Raw genomic sequence first — 19345 nt, 5'->3', positions numbered from 1 at the left:
TGCGCAGGGCGTCGACAGGCTCAGCCCGAACGGAGGGCGTGTGGTCCGGCACGCACGCGCTTCACAAACCCAGCGCCACAAACAGCGCCTCCGCCCGCGCCGTGGCCGCCTCGGCCATGCGCATGGGGCGGCCCCACTCACGCTGGGTTTCGCCCGGCCATTTGTTCGTGGCGTCCATCCCCATCTTGCTGCCCAGGCCGCTCACGGGCGAGGCGAAGTCCAGGTAGTCGATGGGGGTGTGCTCCACCAGCAGCGTGTCGCGCGCCGGGTCCATGCGGGTGGTGATGGCCCAGATCACGTCCTTCCAGTCGCGCACGTCCACATCGGCATCCACCACCACGATGAACTTGGTGTACATGAACTGGCGCAGGTGGCTCCACACGCCCATCATCACGCGCCGTGCATGGCCCGCGTAGGCCTTGCGGATGCTCACCACCGCCATGCGGTAGCTGCAGCCTTCGGGCGGCAGGTAGAAGTCCACGATCTCGGGGAACTGCTTTTGCAAGAGCGGGATGAACAGCTCGTTCATCACCAGGCCCAGCACGGCGGGCTCGTCGGGCGGTTTGCCGGTGTAGGTGCTGTGGTAGATCGCGTCCTTGCGCAGCGTGATGCGGTCCACGGTGAGCACGGGGAACTCAGCGCATTCGTTGTAGTAGCCGGTGTGGTCGCCATACGGCCCTTCCAGCGCATGCTGCCAGCCTGTCGCATGGTTCGCATCGGGCTGAATATGGCCTTCGAGCACGATCTCGGCGGTGGCGGGCACCGAGAGCGGCACGCCCAATGCGGGCGTCACCTCGGTGCGTGCGCCGCGCAGCAGGCCGGCGAACTGGTATTCACTCAAAGAATCGGGCACGGGCGTGACCGCGCCCAGCAGCGTGGCCGGGTCGGCCCCCAGCGCCACGGCCACGGGGTAGGGCTGGCCGGGGTGGGCGGCGCAGTGGTCGGCAAAGTCCAGCGCCCCGCCCCGGTGGGCCAGCCAGCGCACGATGACCTGGTTGCGCGAGAGCACCTGCTGGCGGTAGATGCCCAGGTTCTGCCGCGCCTTGCGCGGGCCGCGCGTGATGGTCAGGCCCCAGGTGATGAGCGGTGCCACGTCGCCGGGCCAGCAGTGCTGCACGGGCAGGCGCGCCAGATCGACATCGGGCCCCTCCCACACTTGCTGCTGGCAGGGCGCGCCGCGTGCCACGGTGTGGGGTGCCATGTTCCACAGGGTCTTGAGCAGTTGGCCCATGCCCAGCATGTCCTTGAAGCCTTTGGGGGCCTCGGGCTCCTTGAGGGTGGCCAGCAATTCGCCCAAAGCGCGCACGCCGCGCAGGTCGGCCACGCCCATGGCGCGGGCCACGCGGGCGGTGGTGCCGAACAGGTTGGTGAGCACCGGCATGCGGTGGCCCGTGGGCTGCTCGAACAGCAGCGCTGGCCCTCCGGCGCGCAGTACACGGTCGCTCAGCGCGGTCATCTCCAGGTGGGGCGAAACCGGCTCCGCCACGCGGCGCAGGTCGCCCGTGGCTTCGAGCTGGGCCATGAAGTCGCGCAGGTCGCGGTAGGCCATATCAGTACCAGTCTTTGAACAAAACAGGGCGCCAGCGCTTTTCCATCAAGCGCCAACAGCTATCAATTAGGGAGCATTCGGTTCCAGCCCCGCCCAGCGCGGCGCCAGGCCGTGGGGCACGTCGATCAGGTCGAGCACCCGCGCCACGCTGTAGTCCACCACGTCGCCCACGGTCTGCGGCCGCAGGTAGAAGGCGGGCAGCGGCGGGCAGACGATGCCGCCCATCTCGGTCACGGCCACCATGTTGCGCAGGTGGCCGAGGTGCAGGGGCGACTCGCGCACCAGCAACACCAGGCGGCGGCGCTCCTTCAGGGCCACGTCGGCCGCGCGGGTGAGCAGGTTGTCGGCCAGCCCATGCGCAATGGCGGCCAGCGTGCGCATGGAACAGGGCGCGACCACCATCGCATGGCAGTCGAACGAGCCGCTCGCAATGGCCGCGCCCACGTTGTGCACATCGTGCACGTGGTGCGCGAGCGCCTCCACGGCGGAGCGCTCCATGTCGATCTCGTGGCGCAGGTTGCGCCAGCCCGCGTCGGAGACGACCAGGTGCGTCTCGATGCCAGGCAGGCCCTGCAGCACCTGCAGCAGGCGCGCGCCATACACGGCGCCACTGGCCCCCGAGATGGCAATGACGATGCGGCGCAGAGGAGGGGCCTCAGCCATGCGTGGGCTCCATGGCGGTGGGCCGCAGAGCCGGGCGTTGCAGTGGCTCGGCCTGCTGGTCGGCCTCGACCTGCTCCAGCACCAGCGCGGCCTGCACCGGGTCGAAGTCTTCGTGTGCGCGTTTTTTCACGCCGTACTGCTGCAGCTGGTAATGCCGGTCGGCCGCGATGCCATGGCGCGCGAGCGTGCTTTTGACGCAGACCAGCGGGCAGCCATCGAGCGCGATGATCGGCCGGCCCGAGCGCGCGGTCTTCATCAGGTGGGGCACATCGCCGCCCACACCGGCGATGCAGGACATCTCGGCGACGCCGCGCCGGTCGAGCTGCAGCGCCACATGGTTGGCGAGCTGCGCGGCACTGGAGCAGCCCGAGCAGGAATAGACCAGGGGGTGGTCAGGATCGGCGGCCATGGGGTTCATCCTCGGGGGGCGCGCACGCGGCGCTGGATGCGCGCCAGCACTTCGCGCGGCGCCAGCTGGTGGGTCCACTGGCGTGGATGCAGCGTATCGACCCACTGCTGCGGGTCGAGCACGGGCAGCTCGATGGCGTCGAGCGCGTTCTTCACCACCAGGCCCAGTTCGGTGTCACCCTCCATCGACAGGCGGCGGCTGAAAAACAGCGTGTCCGGGTCCTGTTTGCGTTGTGCCAGCAGCAAAAAGTCATGCGCGGTGGCGCTGAGCGTCAGGTCCGCCACGGCGGGCGCGGCCAGCGGCGCATGGGGCGCAAAGCGCTGGCCCGTCCAGGCAAAGTCAAAGGCCAGGCGCGCGTCGCGCACCTGCACGCGCATCTTCTTGTGCGCCAGCAGGTGCCCCACATCGGCGGGCAGGTGCCGCGCCAGCGCCAGGTTGAGGGCCGTCACCAGCAGCAGGGAGCCAGGATAGGCCGGCAAGCGCGACAGCAGGGCGCCCACAGGCGACGGCACCACCAGGAGATCGGCAGAGGCCTTGGGGGAGGACGAGGAGGAAGAAAAGGTGGAAGCCATGGCGTTGTGGCGCTACGCCACATAAAAAACGACGGTAAAAAAATGGCAGACGCTGCCGCCCAGCACACACAGGTGCCACAGCCCGTGGCCATGGCGCACGCGGTGGTCCAGTGCATAGAAAACAATGCCCAGCGTGTAGCAGGCCCCGCCCGCGAGCAGCCAGCCAAAGCCGCCCGGCGTGAGCGCCTGCCACAGCGGCACCACGGCCACCAGCGCCAGCCAGCCCATGAGCACATACAGCACCAGCGAGAGCACGCGCGCACCGCGCGCCCACCAGACCTCCTGCACGACGCCCAGCAGGGCCAGGCCCCACACCACGCCGAGCAGCGACCAGCCCCAGGGCCCGCGCAGCGACACCAGCGCAAACGGTGTGTAGCTGCCCGCGATCAGCAGGTAGATGCTGCAGTGGTCGAGCTTTTGCAGCACGGCCTTGAGGGCCCGCCCGCGCACGCTGTGGTACGCGGTGGAGGCCGCATACAGCGCCACCAGCATGGCGCCGTAGATGCTGAAGGACACCAGCTTCCAGGGGTCGCCCAGGCGCGCGGCCAGCGTGACGAGCACCACCGTGCCCGCCGCCGCCAGCAGCGCACCCACCCCGTGGCTGATGCTGTTGAATCGTTCGCCGGCGTACATGGCGGGGTCAGCCTCCGCGCGGCGCAGTGGCGCCCACCCGGCCTTGCTCCAGGCCGGGGCGGCCCCACCAGTAGCCGTCGCAGGGCAGGTCGGGCATCAGGGGCTGCATGCGCTCCACAAACTGCGGGGCGTGCGCGCCCGCAGCGGGGGCCGCTGCACGCCGCGCTTCGTCGAACACGGCAATGACCTCGGCCATGTGCTGGGCCTGCGGGCTCAGGCGCACCACATCCACGCCGCTGGTGCGCAGGCCCGCCAGCTCGTCGGCCAGGTTGTAGACCCGGGCCGACTGCGTCTGCGTGCCGTTGAGCACCAAAAAGCCCTCGCTCTCGCGCGTGCGCAGCGGCAGGCCGTCGGCATGCTGCAGGCAACTGAACTGGCAGTCGTCCTTGGGCAGGTTGCGGTGGCGCGCCGTGAAGCAGCGGGCCGAGTAGGCCAGAGGCATGCGGCCATAGGCGAAGACTTCGGTCTCCAGCCCGGCGGGCCGCTGGGCAAGCACGGCCCGCAGCGCCTCCTGTGACATCTCCACCGGCATGACCCAGCGGGTGGCACCGAGCTGCGCCATCCACTGCAGCGAGTGGGCGTTGTACAGGTTCAGGTGCGGCCCGGCCACAAAGGCCTGGGCCCCGCCGGGTGCCTGCGCAAGGCAGCTCACGGCGCCCATGTCGTTGGCCTCGACCAGAAACTCGCCGTTGCCGGTGATCTTGTGCATCACCCCCACGTCCGCGCTGGACTCGATGAGCACCTGGCTAGACAGGATGGCCTGCTTGCCCGCGCCCTGCAGCATGCGCGCCAGCGCCAGCCAGTCGGCCAGGCGCAGCTCGTGGCGGCGCGAGCACACCGTCTCACCCAGGTACACCACGTCGACGGGCGTGGCGGCCATGGCCTCGTAGAACGCGACCACGGTGTCGCGCGGCCAGTAGTACAGCAGGGGGCCGAGAGAGAGTTTCATGGGGCGGTTTCCGGGGGGTTGATCGCGGGGGTGTTACTTCCAAGGGCGGTGGTAGGCGCCCAGGGTGTGTTGCTGCCCTTCGGCCACCTGGTCCAGGCTGGCCATCCAGTGGGTCTTGGGCGCATAGCGGTGCGGGCTGGCCAGGCACTGGTCGATGGCCTCGCGCCAGACCTGCGTGACCTGGGCCACGTAGGCCGGGCTGCGCTGGCGGCCTTCGATCTTGATGGCGCGCACGCCCATCTTCAGCAACTGGGGCAGCAGCTCCAGCGTGTTGAGGCTGGTGGGCTCCTCGATGGCGTAGTAGTTCTCGTCGTCGCCCACGTCGAAGCGGCCCTTGCACAGCGTGGGGTAGCCCGCGTTCTCACCGGGTGCGTAGCGGTCGATGAGCACGCCGTTCAGGCGCGACTCGCGGCCCTGCGGGGTCTCCACCCAGCGCACGGCCTTCGGGGGCGAGCACACGCCGTGGGTGTTGGGCGATTCGCCGGTCACGTACGACGACAGCGCGCAGCGCCCCTCGACCATCACGCACAGGCTGCCAAAGCCGAACACCTCGATCTCCACCGGCGTGCGGTCGATGACCTGGCGCACCTGCTCCAGCGAGAGCACGCGCGGCAGCACGGCGCGCACGATGCCGAACTGCTCACGGTAGAAGTTGATGGCCTCGTAGTTGGTGGCCGAGCCCTGTACCGACAGGTGCAGCCGCAGCGCGGGGTGGCGCTGCACGGCGTATTGCATGAGGCCGGGGTCGGCCAGGATGACGGCGTCCACGCCCAGGTCCACCGCCTTGTCCAGCGCGCTGCGCCACGGCGCGGGGTTGGCCGCCTGTGGGTAGGTATTGAGCGCCATGAAGACCTTGCAGCCACGCGCATGGGCGTGGGCGATGCCATTGGCAATGGCCGCCTCGTCGAAATTGAGGCCCGCGAAATTGCGCGCGTTGGTGGCGTCGCGCAGGCCCAGGTAGACGCAGTTGGCGCCGTGGTCCACGGCCGCCTTGAGCGCGGGCAGGCTGCCGGCGGGGCAGACGAGTTCGGGGGCGCAAGGCGCGGTCGATGCAGCGGGGGCGGCAGGGGGTGCGGGAGACAATGCGGTCACGGATTCCATCGCGGTCCATCTAAACAGGCCCGCACGGTACGGCGCCCCTGCCCTGCGCCCGCTGATCCCGATCAAAGCGGGCGCACAATGGCAGAGTTTTTTTGTCGGAATTGACCCAGATCCGGTCACCGCCTTGACCCACTTCAAGTTTCTCTTGACCCACCTCATGAACCGCAACCTGTGGCTGCTGGCCCTGTGCCAGGGCCTGTTCCTCACCAACAACGTCGTCTTCATCGCCATCAACGGCCTGGTGGGCCTGCAGCTGGCGCCGTTTGGCTGGATGGCCACGCTGCCGGTGATGGGCTATGTGGTGGGCGGGGCGCTGTCCACGCCCTTGGTGGCCAAGACCCAGATGCGCTGGGGACGCAAGGTGTCGTTCCAGATCGGCCTGGCAGTGGCCGTGGCGTCGGCCGCGCTGTGTGCCTGGGCTGCGTTCAGCGCCAATTTCTGGCTGCTGTGCGCGGCCACGGTGGTGGCGGGTTACTACAGCGCCAACGGCGGCCTCTACCGTTTTGCTGCCGCCGAACTGGCCACGCCCGACAACCGTGAGAAGGCCGTGTCCCTGGTGCTGGCCGGGGGCCTGCTGGGTGCCGTGGCCGGGCCCAACCTCGCCAGCGCCACGCGCACCCTGTTCCCCGTGCCGTTTGCGGGGGCCTACATCGCCCTGATGGCGGTGGCACTGCTGTCCATGCTGTGCATGTCGGCGATCCGTTTTGCGGCGCAGCCCGTGGTGCTCAACGCCGCAGGGCAGCCCGAGCAAGGGAGGCCGCTTGCCGTGCTGATGCGCCAGCCCGCCTTTGTCGTGGCCATTGTGGGTGCGGCGCTGGGCTATGGCGTGATGAACCTGCTGATGGCCGCCACGCCGCTGGCCATGCAGGTCTGCGGTTTCGACTTCAATGCCTCGGCCCTGGTGCTGGAGTGGCATGTGATCGGCATGTTCGCACCAGGCTTTGTCACAGGCCACCTCATCAAGCGCTTTGGCGTGCTGCCCATCATGGGCGCGGGGGTGCTGCTCAACCTGGCCTGCGTGGCCGTGGCGCTGATGGGCATGGAGCTGCACCACTTCGGGGGGGCGCTGTTCCTGCTGGGCGTGGGCTGGAACTTCCTGTTCACCGGCTCCACCACGCTGGCCATGACGGCCTACCGACCCGAGGAAAAGGACCGCGCCCAGGCAGCCATCAACTTCTGCGTGTACGCCACGCTGGCGCTGAGCGCGTTTTCGTCGGGCGTGCTGGTCACCACGCAGGGCTGGACGCTGCTGAACGCGGGTTCGCTGGTGCCGATCGTGGTGACGGGGCTGGCACTGGCGTGGCTGGCCGTGCAGCGCAAGCGCGTTTCACCCGGCGTCTGACGGCAACCCGGCGGCGGCCGCACTTTCGGCCGCCACCGTGGCGCCCAGCCACTGTGCAAAAGCTGCGGCCGCCGGGTCCTCCAGGCGCCCCGGGGCCACGAAGAGGCTGTAGCCGCGCACGCCGCTGTCGTGGTGCGGGTGGGCCAGCACCAGCTCGCCCGATTGCAGTTCGCGCTCAACAAAATACCGGGGCACCAGGCCCACGCCCAGGTCGGCGCGCACGGCCTCGACCAACATCGAGAACAGATCGAAGCGGTGGCCCCCCAGGCTGTGCGCAGGCCCGCGCGTGGTGCCGGCGCGGGCGAACCACGCGTCCCACGCGCCCAGCCGCGAGCTGAGCTGCAGCAGTGGCACCGCGCGGAAGTCGCCGTGCTCCATCGCACGCCGGTGGCGCGACTGCGGTGCGCACACGGCCACGCAGACCTCGCGCATCAGCGGCGTGGGCTGCACGCCCGGCCAGGGGGCGTCGTCGTATTGCACGGCCACATCGAACGGGATCTCGGCCATGTAGATCTGCGTGGGGTAGACCTGCAGGTGCAGGCTGCAGCCTGTGTGCTGCGCCACAAAGGCGGGCAGGCGCGGCAGCAGCCAGCGCTCGGCAAACACGGGCACGCAGCCCACCAGCAGGCGCGCGCCGTCGGGCCGCTGGGCCATGGCTTCAAGCGTGTGGTTCTGCAAGCGCAGCAGGTCGCCCGCGATCTGCGCGTGGTAGCGGCGGCCCACCTCGGTGAGCGTGGAGCCGCGCGCGCCGCGCTGCACCAGCTGCAGGCCCAGCTGGCCTTCGAGCAGGCGCAGCTGCTGGCTCACGGCGCTGTGGGTGAGACACAGCTCCTCGGCGGCCTTGCTCACGCCATGGTGGCGCGCAACCGCGTCAAAAACGAGCAGGGCGCGGGTGCTGGGGATGTGGTGGCGCATGGGGACAGATGTTAGAAAAACTGCCGGCTCGGCAGATTAAAGCAGAACCGGAACCGGCCATTCGGCCCAACAATGGCAAGGCCTTCCCGCCGGACACGGGGCGCCATCGGTGCAGCCCCGCAGTCCGGTACTCCTCTTTCCGCTGACTGTGGCCCGCCCCATGAAAAACCCTGCCCATCCCCTGCGCTTCACCCCCCTGGCTGGCGCCTTGGCCCTGGCCGCCGCCACGCTGCTGGGCCCCGCCGCCCATGCACAGTTCGGCGCGGTGGCGCCCACACCCACCACGCTGCGCCCAGCGGTGGACAAGGCCTACACCCAGCTCATGGCCGCACCGCAGATCCTGCAGCTGCTGGACGCCGTGAAGGCCGACCACGACCGCGCGACGGAAGACCTCAAGATGCTCACCGAGATCGAGGCGCCTCCGTTCAAGGAACAAAAGCGCGCCGAGGCCTTCCTCGTGCGCCTGAAGGCCCTGGGCCTGGCCAGCGCCGCCATCGACGCCGAAGGCAATGTGGTGGGCATCCGCAAGGGCACGGGCCAGGGCCCCAAGCTCGTGATCTCGGCCCACCTGGACACCGTGTTCCCTGCCGGCACCGACGTGAAGGTGAAGGAGCGCGACGGCAAGCTGCACGCGCCCGGCATCTCGGACAACACGCGCGGCCTGGCCGTGCTGCTGTCCTGGCTCAAGGTGCTCAACGACCAGAAGATCGCCACCGTGGGCGACCTGGTGTTCGTGGGCAACGTGGGCGAGGAAGAACTGGGCAACCTGCGCGGCATGAAGCATTTGTTCAAGGAGCACCTGGACATCGACGGCATGGTGGCGCTGGAACCCGCGCCCGACGGCACCGTGCTGGTGCTGGGCACGGGCAGCCACCGCCACGAGGTGACCTTCAAGGGCCCGGGCGGCCACAGCTACGCCGCGTTTGGCGAGGTGCCCAGCGCCATCCATGGCATGGGCCGCGCCATCGCCAAGATCGCGGAGATCCGCACGCCCAAGAGCCCCAAGACCACCTTCACCGTGGGCACCGTGGGCGGCGGCACCTCGGTGAACACCATCGCGCCCGATGCGCGCATGGCGGTGGACATCCGCTCCGACGAAATGGCCCCGCTGCTGGCCACCGAAAAGCAGGTGCTGGCCGCCGTGGACAGCGCCGTGACCGAAGAGAACACGCGCTGGGGCGTGAACACCTTGAGCGCATCGACCAAGCTCATCGGCGACCGGCCCGGTGGCCGCACGGCGGCCGACGCGCTGATCGTGGAAGCCGCCGTGCGCGCCAACACGGCGTTCGGCCGCAAGACCGTGCTGGGCGGCGCAAGCACCGACGCCAACGTGCCCATGGCGCTGGGCATCCCCGCCATCGTGATCGGCGGTGGGGGCAAGACGGGCGGCTTTCATGCGCTGTCGGAATGGATCGACCTGACCGATGCCTGGAAGGGCGCGCAGACCTCGCTGGTCACCGTGCTGGGCCTGGTGGGCGTGCAAGGGGTGAGCGAGCCGCTGCTGGAAAAGCGCCCTCCACGCAACCGATAGTGCAGTAGTGCGGTCCCCTGAGTCAGGGGCGGAAGGGAGTTTCAGTAGACCCGCAGGCCCTGGCTTCGACAGGCTCAGCCCGAACGGATGGAGCTGGTGCGGGCAGGGCAAACGGGCCAAGCCACGCCCGGGCCATTGCGCTGCAATTCACCATTGTTGACAGTGGGGCCGGGCTCCACCTGCGTACCATCGGCGGTTCTGGGCCGCGCGCGGTGTGCGGTGCATGCCGAGCGCCATGTGGATGTTCGGCCCGCTTGTTGTTTTGTTCCTTCTGCAGGAGATCGCCATGGGCTTGCTCGATTCCGTCTTGGGTGCCGTCATCAACAACGCGTCGCAGGGCGGCGCACCGGGCCACGCGGGCGGCGGCGCGGCCGGCGGCCTGGGCGGCCTGCTGGGCCTGGCCGCGCAGAACCCGCAGCTCATCCAGGCCGTGATGTCCCTGATCAGCAACGACGGCCCCGTGGGCGGGCTGCCGGGCCTGATGGCCAAGTTCCAGCAAGCCGGGATGGGCAATGTGATCGCCTCATGGCTCAGCACGGGGCCCAACCACGCGATCTCGGGCGAGCAGCTCTCGGACGTGCTGGGCAGCGGCCCGCTGTCGCAGATCGCAGCGCAGCTGGGCGTGGGCTCGGGTGCGGCCGCCGGGCAGCTGGCCCAGGTGCTGCCGGGCCTGGTGGACCAGCTCAGCCCCCAGGGCCATGCACCGCAGGGCGGGTTTGGCAATGCCAACGACCTGTTCGGAATGCTGGGCGGCTTGCTTCAAAAATGATAGCTGTTAGCGCTTGGTAGACAAGCGCTAACAGCCCATTTCCTTCAGGCCGCACGCCGACGGCGCTCAGCCCGCCACCGGGCAGCGCCGCTGCAGCCATTGCTGCAGCCGCTCGAACACCGGCGCGGCCAGCTCGGGGCTTTCGTTGAACAGCTCGTGGAACAAAGGCTCGAAGCAGTGCGACTGCACCAGGGCCGGGGGCGCGGCGGCGGCAAAGGCGCGGCTGCCAGCGGGGTTGACCAACTTGTCGCTGCCGGCCCAGATCAGCAGCGTGGGCACGCTCCAGTGCGCGGCGCGGGCCACGGTGGCCGGGCCGCCGTCGGCGATGAAGCGCGCCAGGCGCGCGCTGATGCGGTCGTGGCACAGCGGGTCGGCCAGGTAAGCCGCCGGCACGGCCGGGTCGTGCGAGAGGTATTGCGCATCCAGCCCGTTGCCCACGCGCAGGTTGGGCGCAATGCGTGGCAGCGTGGCCAGCAGCAGCTTTTGCACCGCGTTCAGGCCCGGGTCCAGCGCGGGGGACGACAGCACCAGCGCATCGATGGGCCGCAGGTGCATGGCCGCAAACCGCGCGGCGACCAGCCCGCCCATGCTGTGGCCCAGCAGCACCAGGGGCTGGCCTTGCGGCATGCGCGCGCGGGTGGCGTCCACCAGGTCGGCCAGGTCATCGAGCAGGCGCAGGTCGCTGGTGAGCCCGCCACGCGGCCCGGACGATTCACCGTGGCCGTAGTGGTCGTAGCCGCGCACCGCAAAACCCCAGTCGTTCAGCCTGCGCGCCACCGGGTCGTAGCGGCCCACATGCTCGCCCAGGCCGTGCACCAGCAGCACGGTGCCCCGGCAGGGTTCGCCCTCGGGCAGGGGCCAGTCCTGCACGGCCAGGTTCTCGCCATCGCTGGCGGTGAAGGAGGTCAGGGTCGAGGGGGTCAGTTCGTCGGGGTTCATGGGCAGCGGGGGCTGTCAGGGGGATGGCGAGCAGCATACCCGGCAGGCTGCAAAAGCCCAACGCAAAAAAAGGGGCTGCATGCGCTGCAGCCCCTCAGCGGCGGTGCGTGACCGGGGATCAGGCGGCCGCAGTGGCGGCGGGCGCCTGCTGCTGCGCCATCGCGGCAATCACCTGCGCCACGGCGGCGGTGAGCTTCTTGGCGTAGGGCACGTGCAAGAACTCGTTGGGGCCGTGCGCGTTGCTCTTGGGGCCCAGCACGCCGCAGACCATCATTTGCGCGGTGGGGAAGCCCTCGCTGAGCATGTTCATGAGCGGGATGGTGCCGCCCTGGCCGATGTAGCCGCAGGGTGCGCCGAAGTGGGCCTGCGAGGCGGCGTTGAGCGCCTGCTCGAACCAGGGCGTGGTGCTGGGCGCGTTCCAGCCCGTGGCGCCGCTGGTGCCCTGGAAGGTGACCTTGGCCTGGTAGGGCGCGTTGTCTTCGAGCAGCGCTTTCAGCTCCTGCACTGCCTGGCCGGCATCCACCAGGGGCGGCAGGCGCAGGCTGAGCTTGAAGGCGGTGTAGGGGCGCAGCACGTTGCCCGCGTCTTGCAGCGCCGGGAAGCCCTCGGCGCCGGTCACGCTGAGTGTGGGCTCCCAGGTGCGCTTGAGCAGGGCCTGCAGCGGGTCGGTGGTGGTAGGCAGCGCAAAGGTGGTGGAGCCGCCGCAGTCGTAGTGCGCCCAGGGGAAGCGCTTGTACACCTCGTCGCCCAGAATGGCGGCCGTGGCGCGGGCCTGGCCCAGGCGGTCGGCGGGCACTTCGCAGTGGAAGCTCTGGGGCAGCAGGCGGCCAGTGGCGCTGTCTTCCAGCCGGTCGAGCACCTGGCGCATGATGCGGAACGACGAGGGCACCAGGCCCGAGGCGTCGCCCGAGTGGATGCCTTCGGTCAGGATCTCGACCTTGAGCGTGCCGGTGGCCATGCCGCGCAGGCTGGTGGTGAGCCACAGCTGGTCGTAGTTGCCCGCGCCCGAATCCAGGCACACCACCAGCGCCACATTGCCCATGCGGGGCTTCAGGGCCTCGATGTAGGGCAGCAGGTCGCGCGAGCCGCTTTCCTCGCAGGTCTCGATCAGGCCCACGATGCGCGGGTGGGGCACGTTCTGGCGCTTCAATTCCTGCACGGCGGCGATGCTGGCGTAGACCGCGTAGCCGTCGTCGGCGCCGCCCCGGCCGTAGAGCTTGCCGTCCTCGTACTTGGGCGTCCAGGGGCCGAGGTCGTTGCGCCAGCCACTGAATTCAGGCTGTTTGTCCAGGTGGCCGTACATCAGCACGGTGTCGGTGGCGCCGGGCTGGGTGGATTCGATCTCGAAGAACAGCACGGGCGTGCGGCCTTCGAGGCGCACCACTTCGAGCGTGAGGCCTGCGACCTTCTGCGATTCAACCCACGCGGCGGCGTTGCGCACCACGGTGTCCAGCAGGCCCTGCGCGGCCCAGTCGGGCGAGAACATGGGCGACTTGGCGGGGATGGCGATGTAGTCGGTGAGCTGGCGAACAATGTCGTCGTCCCAGGCCTGGCTGACCCTTTCAAGGGCCAGGGCGGGTTGCAGGGCGTGGGCGGGAATGCGGGCGTTCATGGGCGGCTCTCCTGGATCATGGGATGGGTCTCGTGGACCAAACCACCATTCCAACACAACCCCCGCGCGGGCGCCACGTGGGATGCCCAAACCCCCTTGGGCCCTGTTTGCTGCATTGCAACAGCATCCACGCCCTGCGGGCCGGGCAGGGCCTGCGCTGGCCTTCGTCAGTACCGGGACACGGGATGGGTGTCGGGGTTGTCCAGCACCGCCCGCTGCGCGGCCGGGCGCCGCAGGGCCATGGCCACCTCGACCCGGTTGCGGCCGTTTTCCTTGGCCTCGTAGAGCGCACGGTCGGCAGCGGCGATCAGCATGTCCCAGCTGTCGCCCGACTCCAGGCGGCCGCCGAACACGCCAATGCTCACGGTGACGGCGATGTTCGTGCCCCCGCCCGGCTCGGCGCGGTTGTCGGCACGGGCCTCGGGGCCCTCCACCGTGCCGATGCGACAGCGCGACTCGGCCACCGCGCGGCACAGCTCGCGCGCCAGTTGCTCTGCGCCCAGCAGCGTGGTGTCGGGCAGCACCACCATGAACTCCTCGCCGCCGTAGCGCCCCACCAGGTCCTGCGCGCGCACGCGCCCGCGCAGCACGTTCACCACGCTGCACAGCACCTGGTCGCCCACGGGGTGGCCGTAGCGGTCGTTCACGCGCTTGAAGTGGTCGATGTCCACCATCATGAGCGCGATCGGTTCGCGCATGCGCACGGCGCGCGAGACATCGCGGTCCAGTGCAGCGATCAGCGAACGGCGGTTGGCCACGCCCGTGAGCGGGTCGATGGCCGCCATGATGCGGTTGTTCTCGTCGGCCCGGTCGCGTGCCATGAACACAAAGCCCATGGTGCTGATGAGCACCACCGAGAACGTGGCCAAAAAGGTGAGCGTCTGCAGCAGGCTGGCCTGCAGGATGCCGGAGGCCACGGCGGTGCTGCTCAGGGCCAGCAGCGCGCGCACGCCCAGCACGGCGGCTTCCAGGCCGAGCCCCGCTACCAGCAGCCATTGCCCGCGCCCCACGGTGGCATGGCGGCTCTCCAGCGCCGTGGCCAGGGCCCACACGGCCTGCAGGCCGACCACCAGCCCGACAAAGCTCACGCGGGCCGCAAAGTTGTCGATGAACACGACCACGAAACCCAGGACCAGCGCGGGCGGCGCGAGCAGCAGCGGCCAGCGCGCGGGCCGCCCCTGGAACTGGTAGATCGCCGCGATCAGCCCGACGAACACACCGGACAACAGGACGTTGCCCAGCACCACCGACAGCACATCGGGCACCACACCGCGCAGCATGATCAGGGTGTGACCGATGGCGGTGAGCAACAGCGCCACCGCCCAGCGCGCCAGGCCGTCGCTGCGGCGCCCCCGGCCCACGACGGCCATGGAGGCCGCCATCATGAGCGAGCTGACAACGATCATTGCCAGCATGGTGGGAACATCGGCTGCCATGGAGTGCGGGGCGGGTACGGGGTGGGTGGAGGATCAGCCCAGCATAAACCAAGGACCGCAGCGCGCGAAACAACAATGTGCCAGCATGCCCGCCGCCATCAGTGCAGCTGTGCCTGTGCAGGTTCGCGCGCGCGGCCGCCCAGGGCTCTGCTGCCCGGGGCCTGCAGGGCCGGTCCGCTGTCCGCCAGCGGCGCGGCCAGGGCCGGCAGGCCCCCGTGTCCGCTGCCTGCGTTGTCGCCCTTGGAATGGGCTGCGCCGTGCCGCAGCTTGAACACCTGCACCGCGCCCGCCAGGCGCGTGGCCTGCTCGCGCAGGCTCTGGGCGGCGGCGGCCGACTGCTCCACCAGCGCAGCGTTCTGCTGCGTCATCTGGTCGAGCTGGTTCACGGCGGTGTTGACCTGGCCGATGCCGTCGGACTGCTCGCCCGAGGCCGAGGTGATCTCGCCAATGATGTCACCGACCCGTTTGACCGAGCCCACGATCTCGTCCATGGTGCTGCCCGCGTTCTGCACCAGGCGCGCGCCCGACTCCACCCGCTCCACCGAGGCGCCAATGAGCGCCTTGATCTCGCGCGCCGCCTCGGCACTGCGCCCGGCCAGGCTGCGCACCTCGCTGGCCACCACCGCAAAGCCCCGGCCCTGCTCGCCCGCGCGCGCCGCCTCGACCGCCGCATTGAGCGCCAGGATGTTGGTCTGGAACGCGATGGAGTCGATCACGCCGATGATGTCGGCGATCTTGCGCGAGCTCTGGTTGATGTCGCCCATGGTGGTGACCACCTCGCCCACCACCTGGCCGCCGCGCGCAGCCACTTCGGCGGCGGTGCTGGCCAGCTGGTTGGCCTGGCGCGCGGCGTCGGCCGACTGGCGCACGGTGGCCGTGAGCTGGTCCATGCTCTGCGCGGTCTGCGCCAGGCTGCTGGCCGTGGCCTCGGTGCGGGCCGACAGATCCTGGTTGCCGCTGGCGATCTCGGCGCTGGCGGTGGTGATGCTGTCCACCGCGTTGCGCACCTGCTGCAGCATCTGCGTGTAGCGCTGGCGCATGCCCTCGACCTCCTGCACCAGCGCGCCGATTTCGTCGCGCCGCGTGGTGACGAACGCTTCGGTCAGGTCGCCCTGCGCCACCAGCGTGATGGCCTGCGTCAGGTCCTGCAGCGGGCGGCTCACGGCCCGGCGCAGCATCACGAACAGGCCGATGGCCAGCAGCACCACGGCCACGGCCATCAGGCCCCACACGGCCAGCGTCACGCGGCGCTGGCTGGCCATGGCCTCGCCGTCGGCCACCTCGGCCACCACCCACCAGCCGCCGCCGGTCTTGCGCACCAGGGCCCAGGGGTCTTCGGCGCCCGCGCCCAGCACGGGGGCGGCCTCGCGCACAAAGCCGTCCTGCGATGCGGCCAGCGCCTCGAAGAAGGGACGCGCCTGCGGGTAGGCCTCCAGCACGCGCTTGCCGCGCGCCGTAGGGTGGTACACGAACACCGCCTTGTCGAGCGAGGTGCCGGGGTTGATCACGTAGGTGCCGCCATGCTCGAAGAATTTGGTCTGCGCCACCTGCTTTTGCAGCATGGCGTGGAACACGCTGATGTCGTTGCCGATGAACAGCAGCGCAATCACCTTGCCCGAGGCGTCTTTGGCCGGCAGGTAGTAGCCCATGTAGGGCCTGCCCGCCGCCGTCGTCACGCCGATGTAGGGCTCGCCCTTGGACACGGTGGCATAGGCCGGGTCGTCTTTGCCCAGCGGCGTGCCCTGCTGGCGCGCGCCCTGGTCGTTCTTGACCGAGGTGGTGATGCGGATGAAGTCGTCGCCCTTCCTGGCGAACACCGTGGCGATGCCGCCGGTTTCGCTGGCGAATTTATCGACCGAGCCGTAGTCCTCGTTGACCAGCGCACCGTAGCTGCGCAGCTCGCCCGAAGCCTCGTCGAGCTGCATGGTGGCCTCGAAGTAGCGCTGGAAGCCCTTCATGGTGAGCTGCACCAGCTCGCGGTTGGTGTTGTCGGCCGCGTCCAGCGACTGGGCCACGCTCTGCGCCGTGTCGCCCACGCTGGCCACCACCTGCGCGCGGGTGCTGCGCTCGGTCAGCACCGCAATCGCCAACCCCACCAGCACCAGCACCAGGGCCACCAGCGCAATGGCCATCAGCGTGACCTGGCGGGCGACGGAACGGTTGTTGGCGGGGGATGCGGCCATGGGGAATGTCTCCTGGGAATGAATGCACCAATTGCACAAGGCCGGCGGGGCCGGCCTGCTCTGAATCTACGGCCAGAGGCTTGTTACATTTATTCACGCATTCCCTTACGCATTCACGCGTACCGCCCGCAGGCTCATCAGCCGCGCGCCCCGGCCCCCACGTGGAACACGTCCACCGAATGGATGAGCCCCTCGGACTGGGTGTGCAGGCTGTCGGCCGATGCCGCCATCTGCTCCACCAGCGCGGCGTTCTGCTGCGTGTCCTGGTCCATCTGCGTGATGGCCTCGCTCACCAGGCCCAGGCCCTGGCTCTGCTCGGAGCTGGCCACGCTGATTTCGCCCACGATGGCGGTCACGCGCTGGATGGCCGTGACCACTTCGGTCATGGTCGATCCGGCCTGGTCCACCAGGGCCGTGCCTTGCTCCACGCGCTCCACGCTGGCCGTGATCAGGCCCTTGATCTCCTTGGCCGCCTCGGCGCTGCGCTGGGCCAGGCTGCGCACCTCGCCCGCCACCACCGCAAAGCCCCGGCCCTGCTCGCCCGCACGCGCGGCCTCCACCGCCGCGTTCAGCGCCAGGATGTTGGTCTGGAACGCGATGCCGTCGATCACGCTGATGATGTCGGCGATCTTCTTGCTGCTGTCGTTGATGCCCTTCATGGTCTCGACCACCTGGGCCACCACCTCGCCGCCCTGGCTGGCCACGCCCGAGGCCTGGATGGCCAGCCGGTTGGCCTGCTGGGCGTTGCCGGCGTTCTGCTGCACGGTGGCGCCCAGCTCGTCCATGGACGATGCCGTCTGCGCCAGCGCCGAGGCCTGGCGCTCGGTGCGCGCCGACAGATCGCGGTTGCCCTGTGCAATCTCGGCGCTGGCACCGCGCACGCTGCTGCTCGCATCGCGCACCGCCGCCACGGCCATGCGCATGCGCACCAGGGCATCGCGCATGGCGACGGCGGCATGGGTGGTGACGGGTATGCGGTCCACGGCAAGGCTGATGCCCTCGGGCCGGTCCACGGCGGCAATCAGCTCGCGCAGCTCGTCGCCCTGGCGCGCGGTTTGCTGCATGCGCACGGCCATCGCGACCTCCAGCACGGTCTGGATCACCACGTAGCCCGCATGCACCAGCACGCGGCCAAAATCCGCCTGCGTGGTGCAGTAAAAGCCGAAGCCCGCGGCCTGCAGGCGGTCGAACAGCACATGGTGCACCGCGAACAGCACCGCTGCCAGCACGATGGGCCGCCAGTCGCGGTAGACCAGCATGATGGCCAGCGTGACAAACACGCCAAAGTGGTATTCGGTGGTGCCACGCGACACCTGGATGTGCACCACCACCAGCCCCACCAGTGCCGTGCACAACACCAGGCGCGACAGCAGCGTGCCACGCGCCGCCCACATGGCCAGCGCGCCCATGACGAACAGGGGCACGGCCACGCCCAGCGCCAGGCCCAGCGCGTCGTACTGCACGCCCAGGGCCACCGCGCCCAGCAGCGCCACCCCGCAGGTGATGAGGGCCACGCGGTCGCCAATGAAGGCCTGCTCCTGCAGGCTGGTGTTCGCCGCCGGGGTGGCCGACGGCGGTGCGGAAGAAGACGACGAAGCGCGTGTAGCGGGTGCGGGCAGGGCGTTCATGGCGGAACCTCCGTGGGGGGGCACCAGACAGCGTCTGATGGCTGCCAGAAATTATCGGCCTCGGTCCCTCGGGCCGGCAACCACCCCTGGATGCAGACAATCCCTGAGTGCCCGGCCCCCCGATGAACGCGCCTGGTGGCCGCTAGGTGGCGCCGCCCACCGCCGCAGCCAGCGCGCGGTCCCGCCAGCCCAGACCGGCGGATGTGCCGGCCGCCGGGCGGTATTCGCAACCCACCCAGCCGCGGTAGCCCAGCGCGTCCAGCGTCTCGAACAGAAACGGGTAGTGCAGCTCGCCCCGGTCGGGCTCGTGGCGGCCGGGCACGCCCGCGATCTGGACATGCGCCACGCGGCCGGTGGGCAGGTAGCGCTGCAGCTTGGTGACCAGGTCGCCTTCCACGATCTGGCAGTGGTACAGGTCCATCAGCACCTTGAGGTTGGGCGCCTGCACCGCGTCGAGCAGCTCGTGGGCATGGTCCTGCCGGTTCAAAAAATAGCGCGGCATGTCGCGCAGGTTGATGGGCTCGATGAGGATCTCGCGCCCCGCGCGGGCCGCCTCGTCGGCCGCCCAGCGCAAGTTGCCCGCGCACAAGTCCTTGAGCGATTCGCGCTCCACGCCGGGCGGTACGGTGCCCGACAGCACATGGATGCGCGGGCAGCCCAGCCGCTCAGCACAGCGCAGCGCCTCCTGCACGCCCGCGCGGAACTCGGCCTCTCGCCCCGGCAGCGCGGCCGTGCCGCGCTCGCCCTGCTCCCAGGCCGTGGCCATGGCGGCGCGGTCGGCGCCACCAGCCGGGGCATTGAGCAGCACCGGCTGCAGGCCGTGGTCCACCAGCCGCGCAGCCACCTCGGCGGGCGCGAAGGCATAGGGGAACTGGAACTCCACCGCCGTGAACCGGTCGCGCGCGGCGGCGGCAAAGCGGTCCAGGAAGGGCAGCTCGGTGTACATCAGGCTCAGGTTGGCAGCAAACTGGGGCATGGCGGGCGGGGGCAGGAGGGGCGGACCCGGGAAAGTCGCGCAAAGAAAGAATGGGCACGGCAGCTTATCCTGCGCGGCACGGGGCCGCTGCGCGCTTGCGCAGCAGATGCAAGCAAAATCGCCTGATTAGCGACTTAC

At 69.7% G+C, this 19345-nt stretch carries 17 protein-coding genes; 3 read left to right on the top strand and 14 right to left on the bottom strand.

The window, feature by feature from the left end; genetic code table 11:
• Window positions 1-61: 61 nt before the first annotated feature.
• From ubiD to DBV10_RS14275, 7 genes are all read right to left on the bottom strand, one after another.
• Window positions 62-1549, bottom strand: a complete 1488-nt coding sequence (ubiD, locus tag DBV10_RS14305) for a 4-hydroxy-3-polyprenylbenzoate decarboxylase (RefSeq protein WP_124514289.1) — start codon at window positions 1547-1549, stop codon at window positions 62-64.
• Between the two features lie 66 nt (window positions 1550-1615).
• Entirely contained in the window at window positions 1616-2212 is a 597-nt protein-coding gene (locus DBV10_RS14300; protein ID WP_124514288.1) for a UbiX family flavin prenyltransferase, read from the bottom strand.
• Window positions 2205-2630, bottom strand: a complete 426-nt coding sequence (locus tag DBV10_RS14295; RefSeq protein WP_124514287.1) for a putative zinc-binding protein — start codon at window positions 2628-2630, stop codon at window positions 2205-2207. The genes DBV10_RS14300 and DBV10_RS14295 overlap by 8 nt, the downstream gene beginning before the upstream one ends.
• Entirely contained in the window at window positions 2627-3193 is a 567-nt protein-coding gene (locus DBV10_RS14290) for an SCP2 domain-containing protein (protein ID WP_124514286.1), read from the bottom strand. The genes DBV10_RS14295 and DBV10_RS14290 overlap by 4 nt, the downstream gene beginning before the upstream one ends.
• A gap of 12 nt (window positions 3194-3205) precedes the next feature.
• Window positions 3206-3826 carry a hemolysin III family protein gene (locus DBV10_RS14285; protein ID WP_124514285.1) on the bottom strand — a complete coding sequence of 207 codons (621 nt, stop codon included), beginning with the start codon at window positions 3824-3826 and terminating at the stop codon, window positions 3206-3208.
• A gap of 7 nt (window positions 3827-3833) precedes the next feature.
• Window positions 3834-4775: a U32 family peptidase gene (locus tag DBV10_RS14280; protein WP_124514284.1), complete on the bottom strand. Its 942-nt coding sequence runs from the start codon at window positions 4773-4775 to the stop codon at window positions 3834-3836.
• Window positions 4776-4808: 33 nt separating this feature from the next.
• Entirely contained in the window at window positions 4809-5876 is a 1068-nt protein-coding gene (locus DBV10_RS14275) for a peptidase U32 family protein (RefSeq protein ID WP_233589928.1), read from the bottom strand.
• 157 nt (window positions 5877-6033) lie between these two features.
• Between DBV10_RS14275 and DBV10_RS14270 the strand changes: the two genes are divergently transcribed.
• A complete protein-coding gene (locus DBV10_RS14270) occupies window positions 6034-7218 on the top strand; it encodes an MFS transporter (RefSeq protein WP_124514303.1) in 1185 nt (394 codons plus the stop codon).
• Here DBV10_RS14270 and DBV10_RS14265 read toward each other — a convergent pair.
• Window positions 7204-8133 carry a LysR family transcriptional regulator gene (locus DBV10_RS14265; RefSeq protein WP_124514283.1) on the bottom strand — a complete coding sequence of 310 codons (930 nt, stop codon included), beginning with the start codon at window positions 8131-8133 and terminating at the stop codon, window positions 7204-7206. The two genes, DBV10_RS14270 and DBV10_RS14265, sit on opposite strands and share 15 nt — an antisense overlap.
• Window positions 8134-8293: 160 nt before the next feature.
• Here DBV10_RS14265 and DBV10_RS14260 point away from each other — a divergent pair, with 160 nt between their 5' ends.
• Window positions 8294-9664, top strand: coding sequence for a M20/M25/M40 family metallo-hydrolase (locus DBV10_RS14260; protein WP_124514282.1), 1371 nt, complete (start codon window positions 8294-8296; stop codon window positions 9662-9664).
• A 286-nt stretch (window positions 9665-9950) separates the two neighbouring features.
• Window positions 9951-10433: a YidB family protein gene (locus DBV10_RS14255; RefSeq protein ID WP_124514281.1), complete on the top strand. Its 483-nt coding sequence runs from the start codon at window positions 9951-9953 to the stop codon at window positions 10431-10433.
• Window positions 10434-10499: 66 nt separating this feature from the next.
• On the opposite strand, the gene DBV10_RS14250 is transcribed toward DBV10_RS14255, so the two are convergent.
• The 6 genes from DBV10_RS14250 to otnI all read right to left on the bottom strand — a co-directional run bounded on the left by DBV10_RS14250 (window position 10500) and on the right by otnI (window position 19207).
• Window positions 10500-11372 carry an alpha/beta hydrolase gene (locus DBV10_RS14250; protein ID WP_124514280.1) on the bottom strand — a complete coding sequence of 291 codons (873 nt, stop codon included), beginning with the start codon at window positions 11370-11372 and terminating at the stop codon, window positions 10500-10502.
• 118 nt (window positions 11373-11490) lie between these two features.
• Entirely contained in the window at window positions 11491-12984 is a 1494-nt protein-coding gene (locus DBV10_RS14245) for a M20 family metallopeptidase (protein ID WP_124514279.1), read from the bottom strand.
• Between the two features lie 167 nt (window positions 12985-13151).
• Complete coding sequence (locus tag DBV10_RS14240) at window positions 13152-14420, bottom strand: GGDEF domain-containing protein (RefSeq protein WP_124514278.1); 1269 nt, start codon at window positions 14418-14420, stop codon at window positions 13152-13154.
• A 98-nt stretch (window positions 14421-14518) separates the two neighbouring features.
• On the bottom strand, window positions 14519-16603 hold the full coding sequence (locus DBV10_RS14235; RefSeq protein ID WP_124514277.1) for a methyl-accepting chemotaxis protein: 2085 nt from the start codon (window positions 16601-16603) through the stop codon (window positions 14519-14521).
• 137 nt (window positions 16604-16740) lie between these two features.
• Complete coding sequence (locus tag DBV10_RS23335; protein ID WP_124514276.1) at window positions 16741-18231, bottom strand: methyl-accepting chemotaxis protein; 1491 nt, start codon at window positions 18229-18231, stop codon at window positions 16741-16743.
• 142 nt (window positions 18232-18373) lie between these two features.
• Entirely contained in the window at window positions 18374-19207 is an 834-nt protein-coding gene (otnI, locus tag DBV10_RS14225; protein ID WP_124514275.1) for a 2-oxo-tetronate isomerase, read from the bottom strand.
• Window positions 19208-19345: the final 138 nt, after the last annotated feature.

Source organism: Acidovorax sp. FJL06 (genome assembly GCF_003852545.1).
Lineage (GTDB): Bacteria > Pseudomonadota > Gammaproteobacteria > Burkholderiales > Burkholderiaceae_C > Acidovorax.
This window is presented reverse-complemented; position numbering and strand designations above follow the sequence as displayed.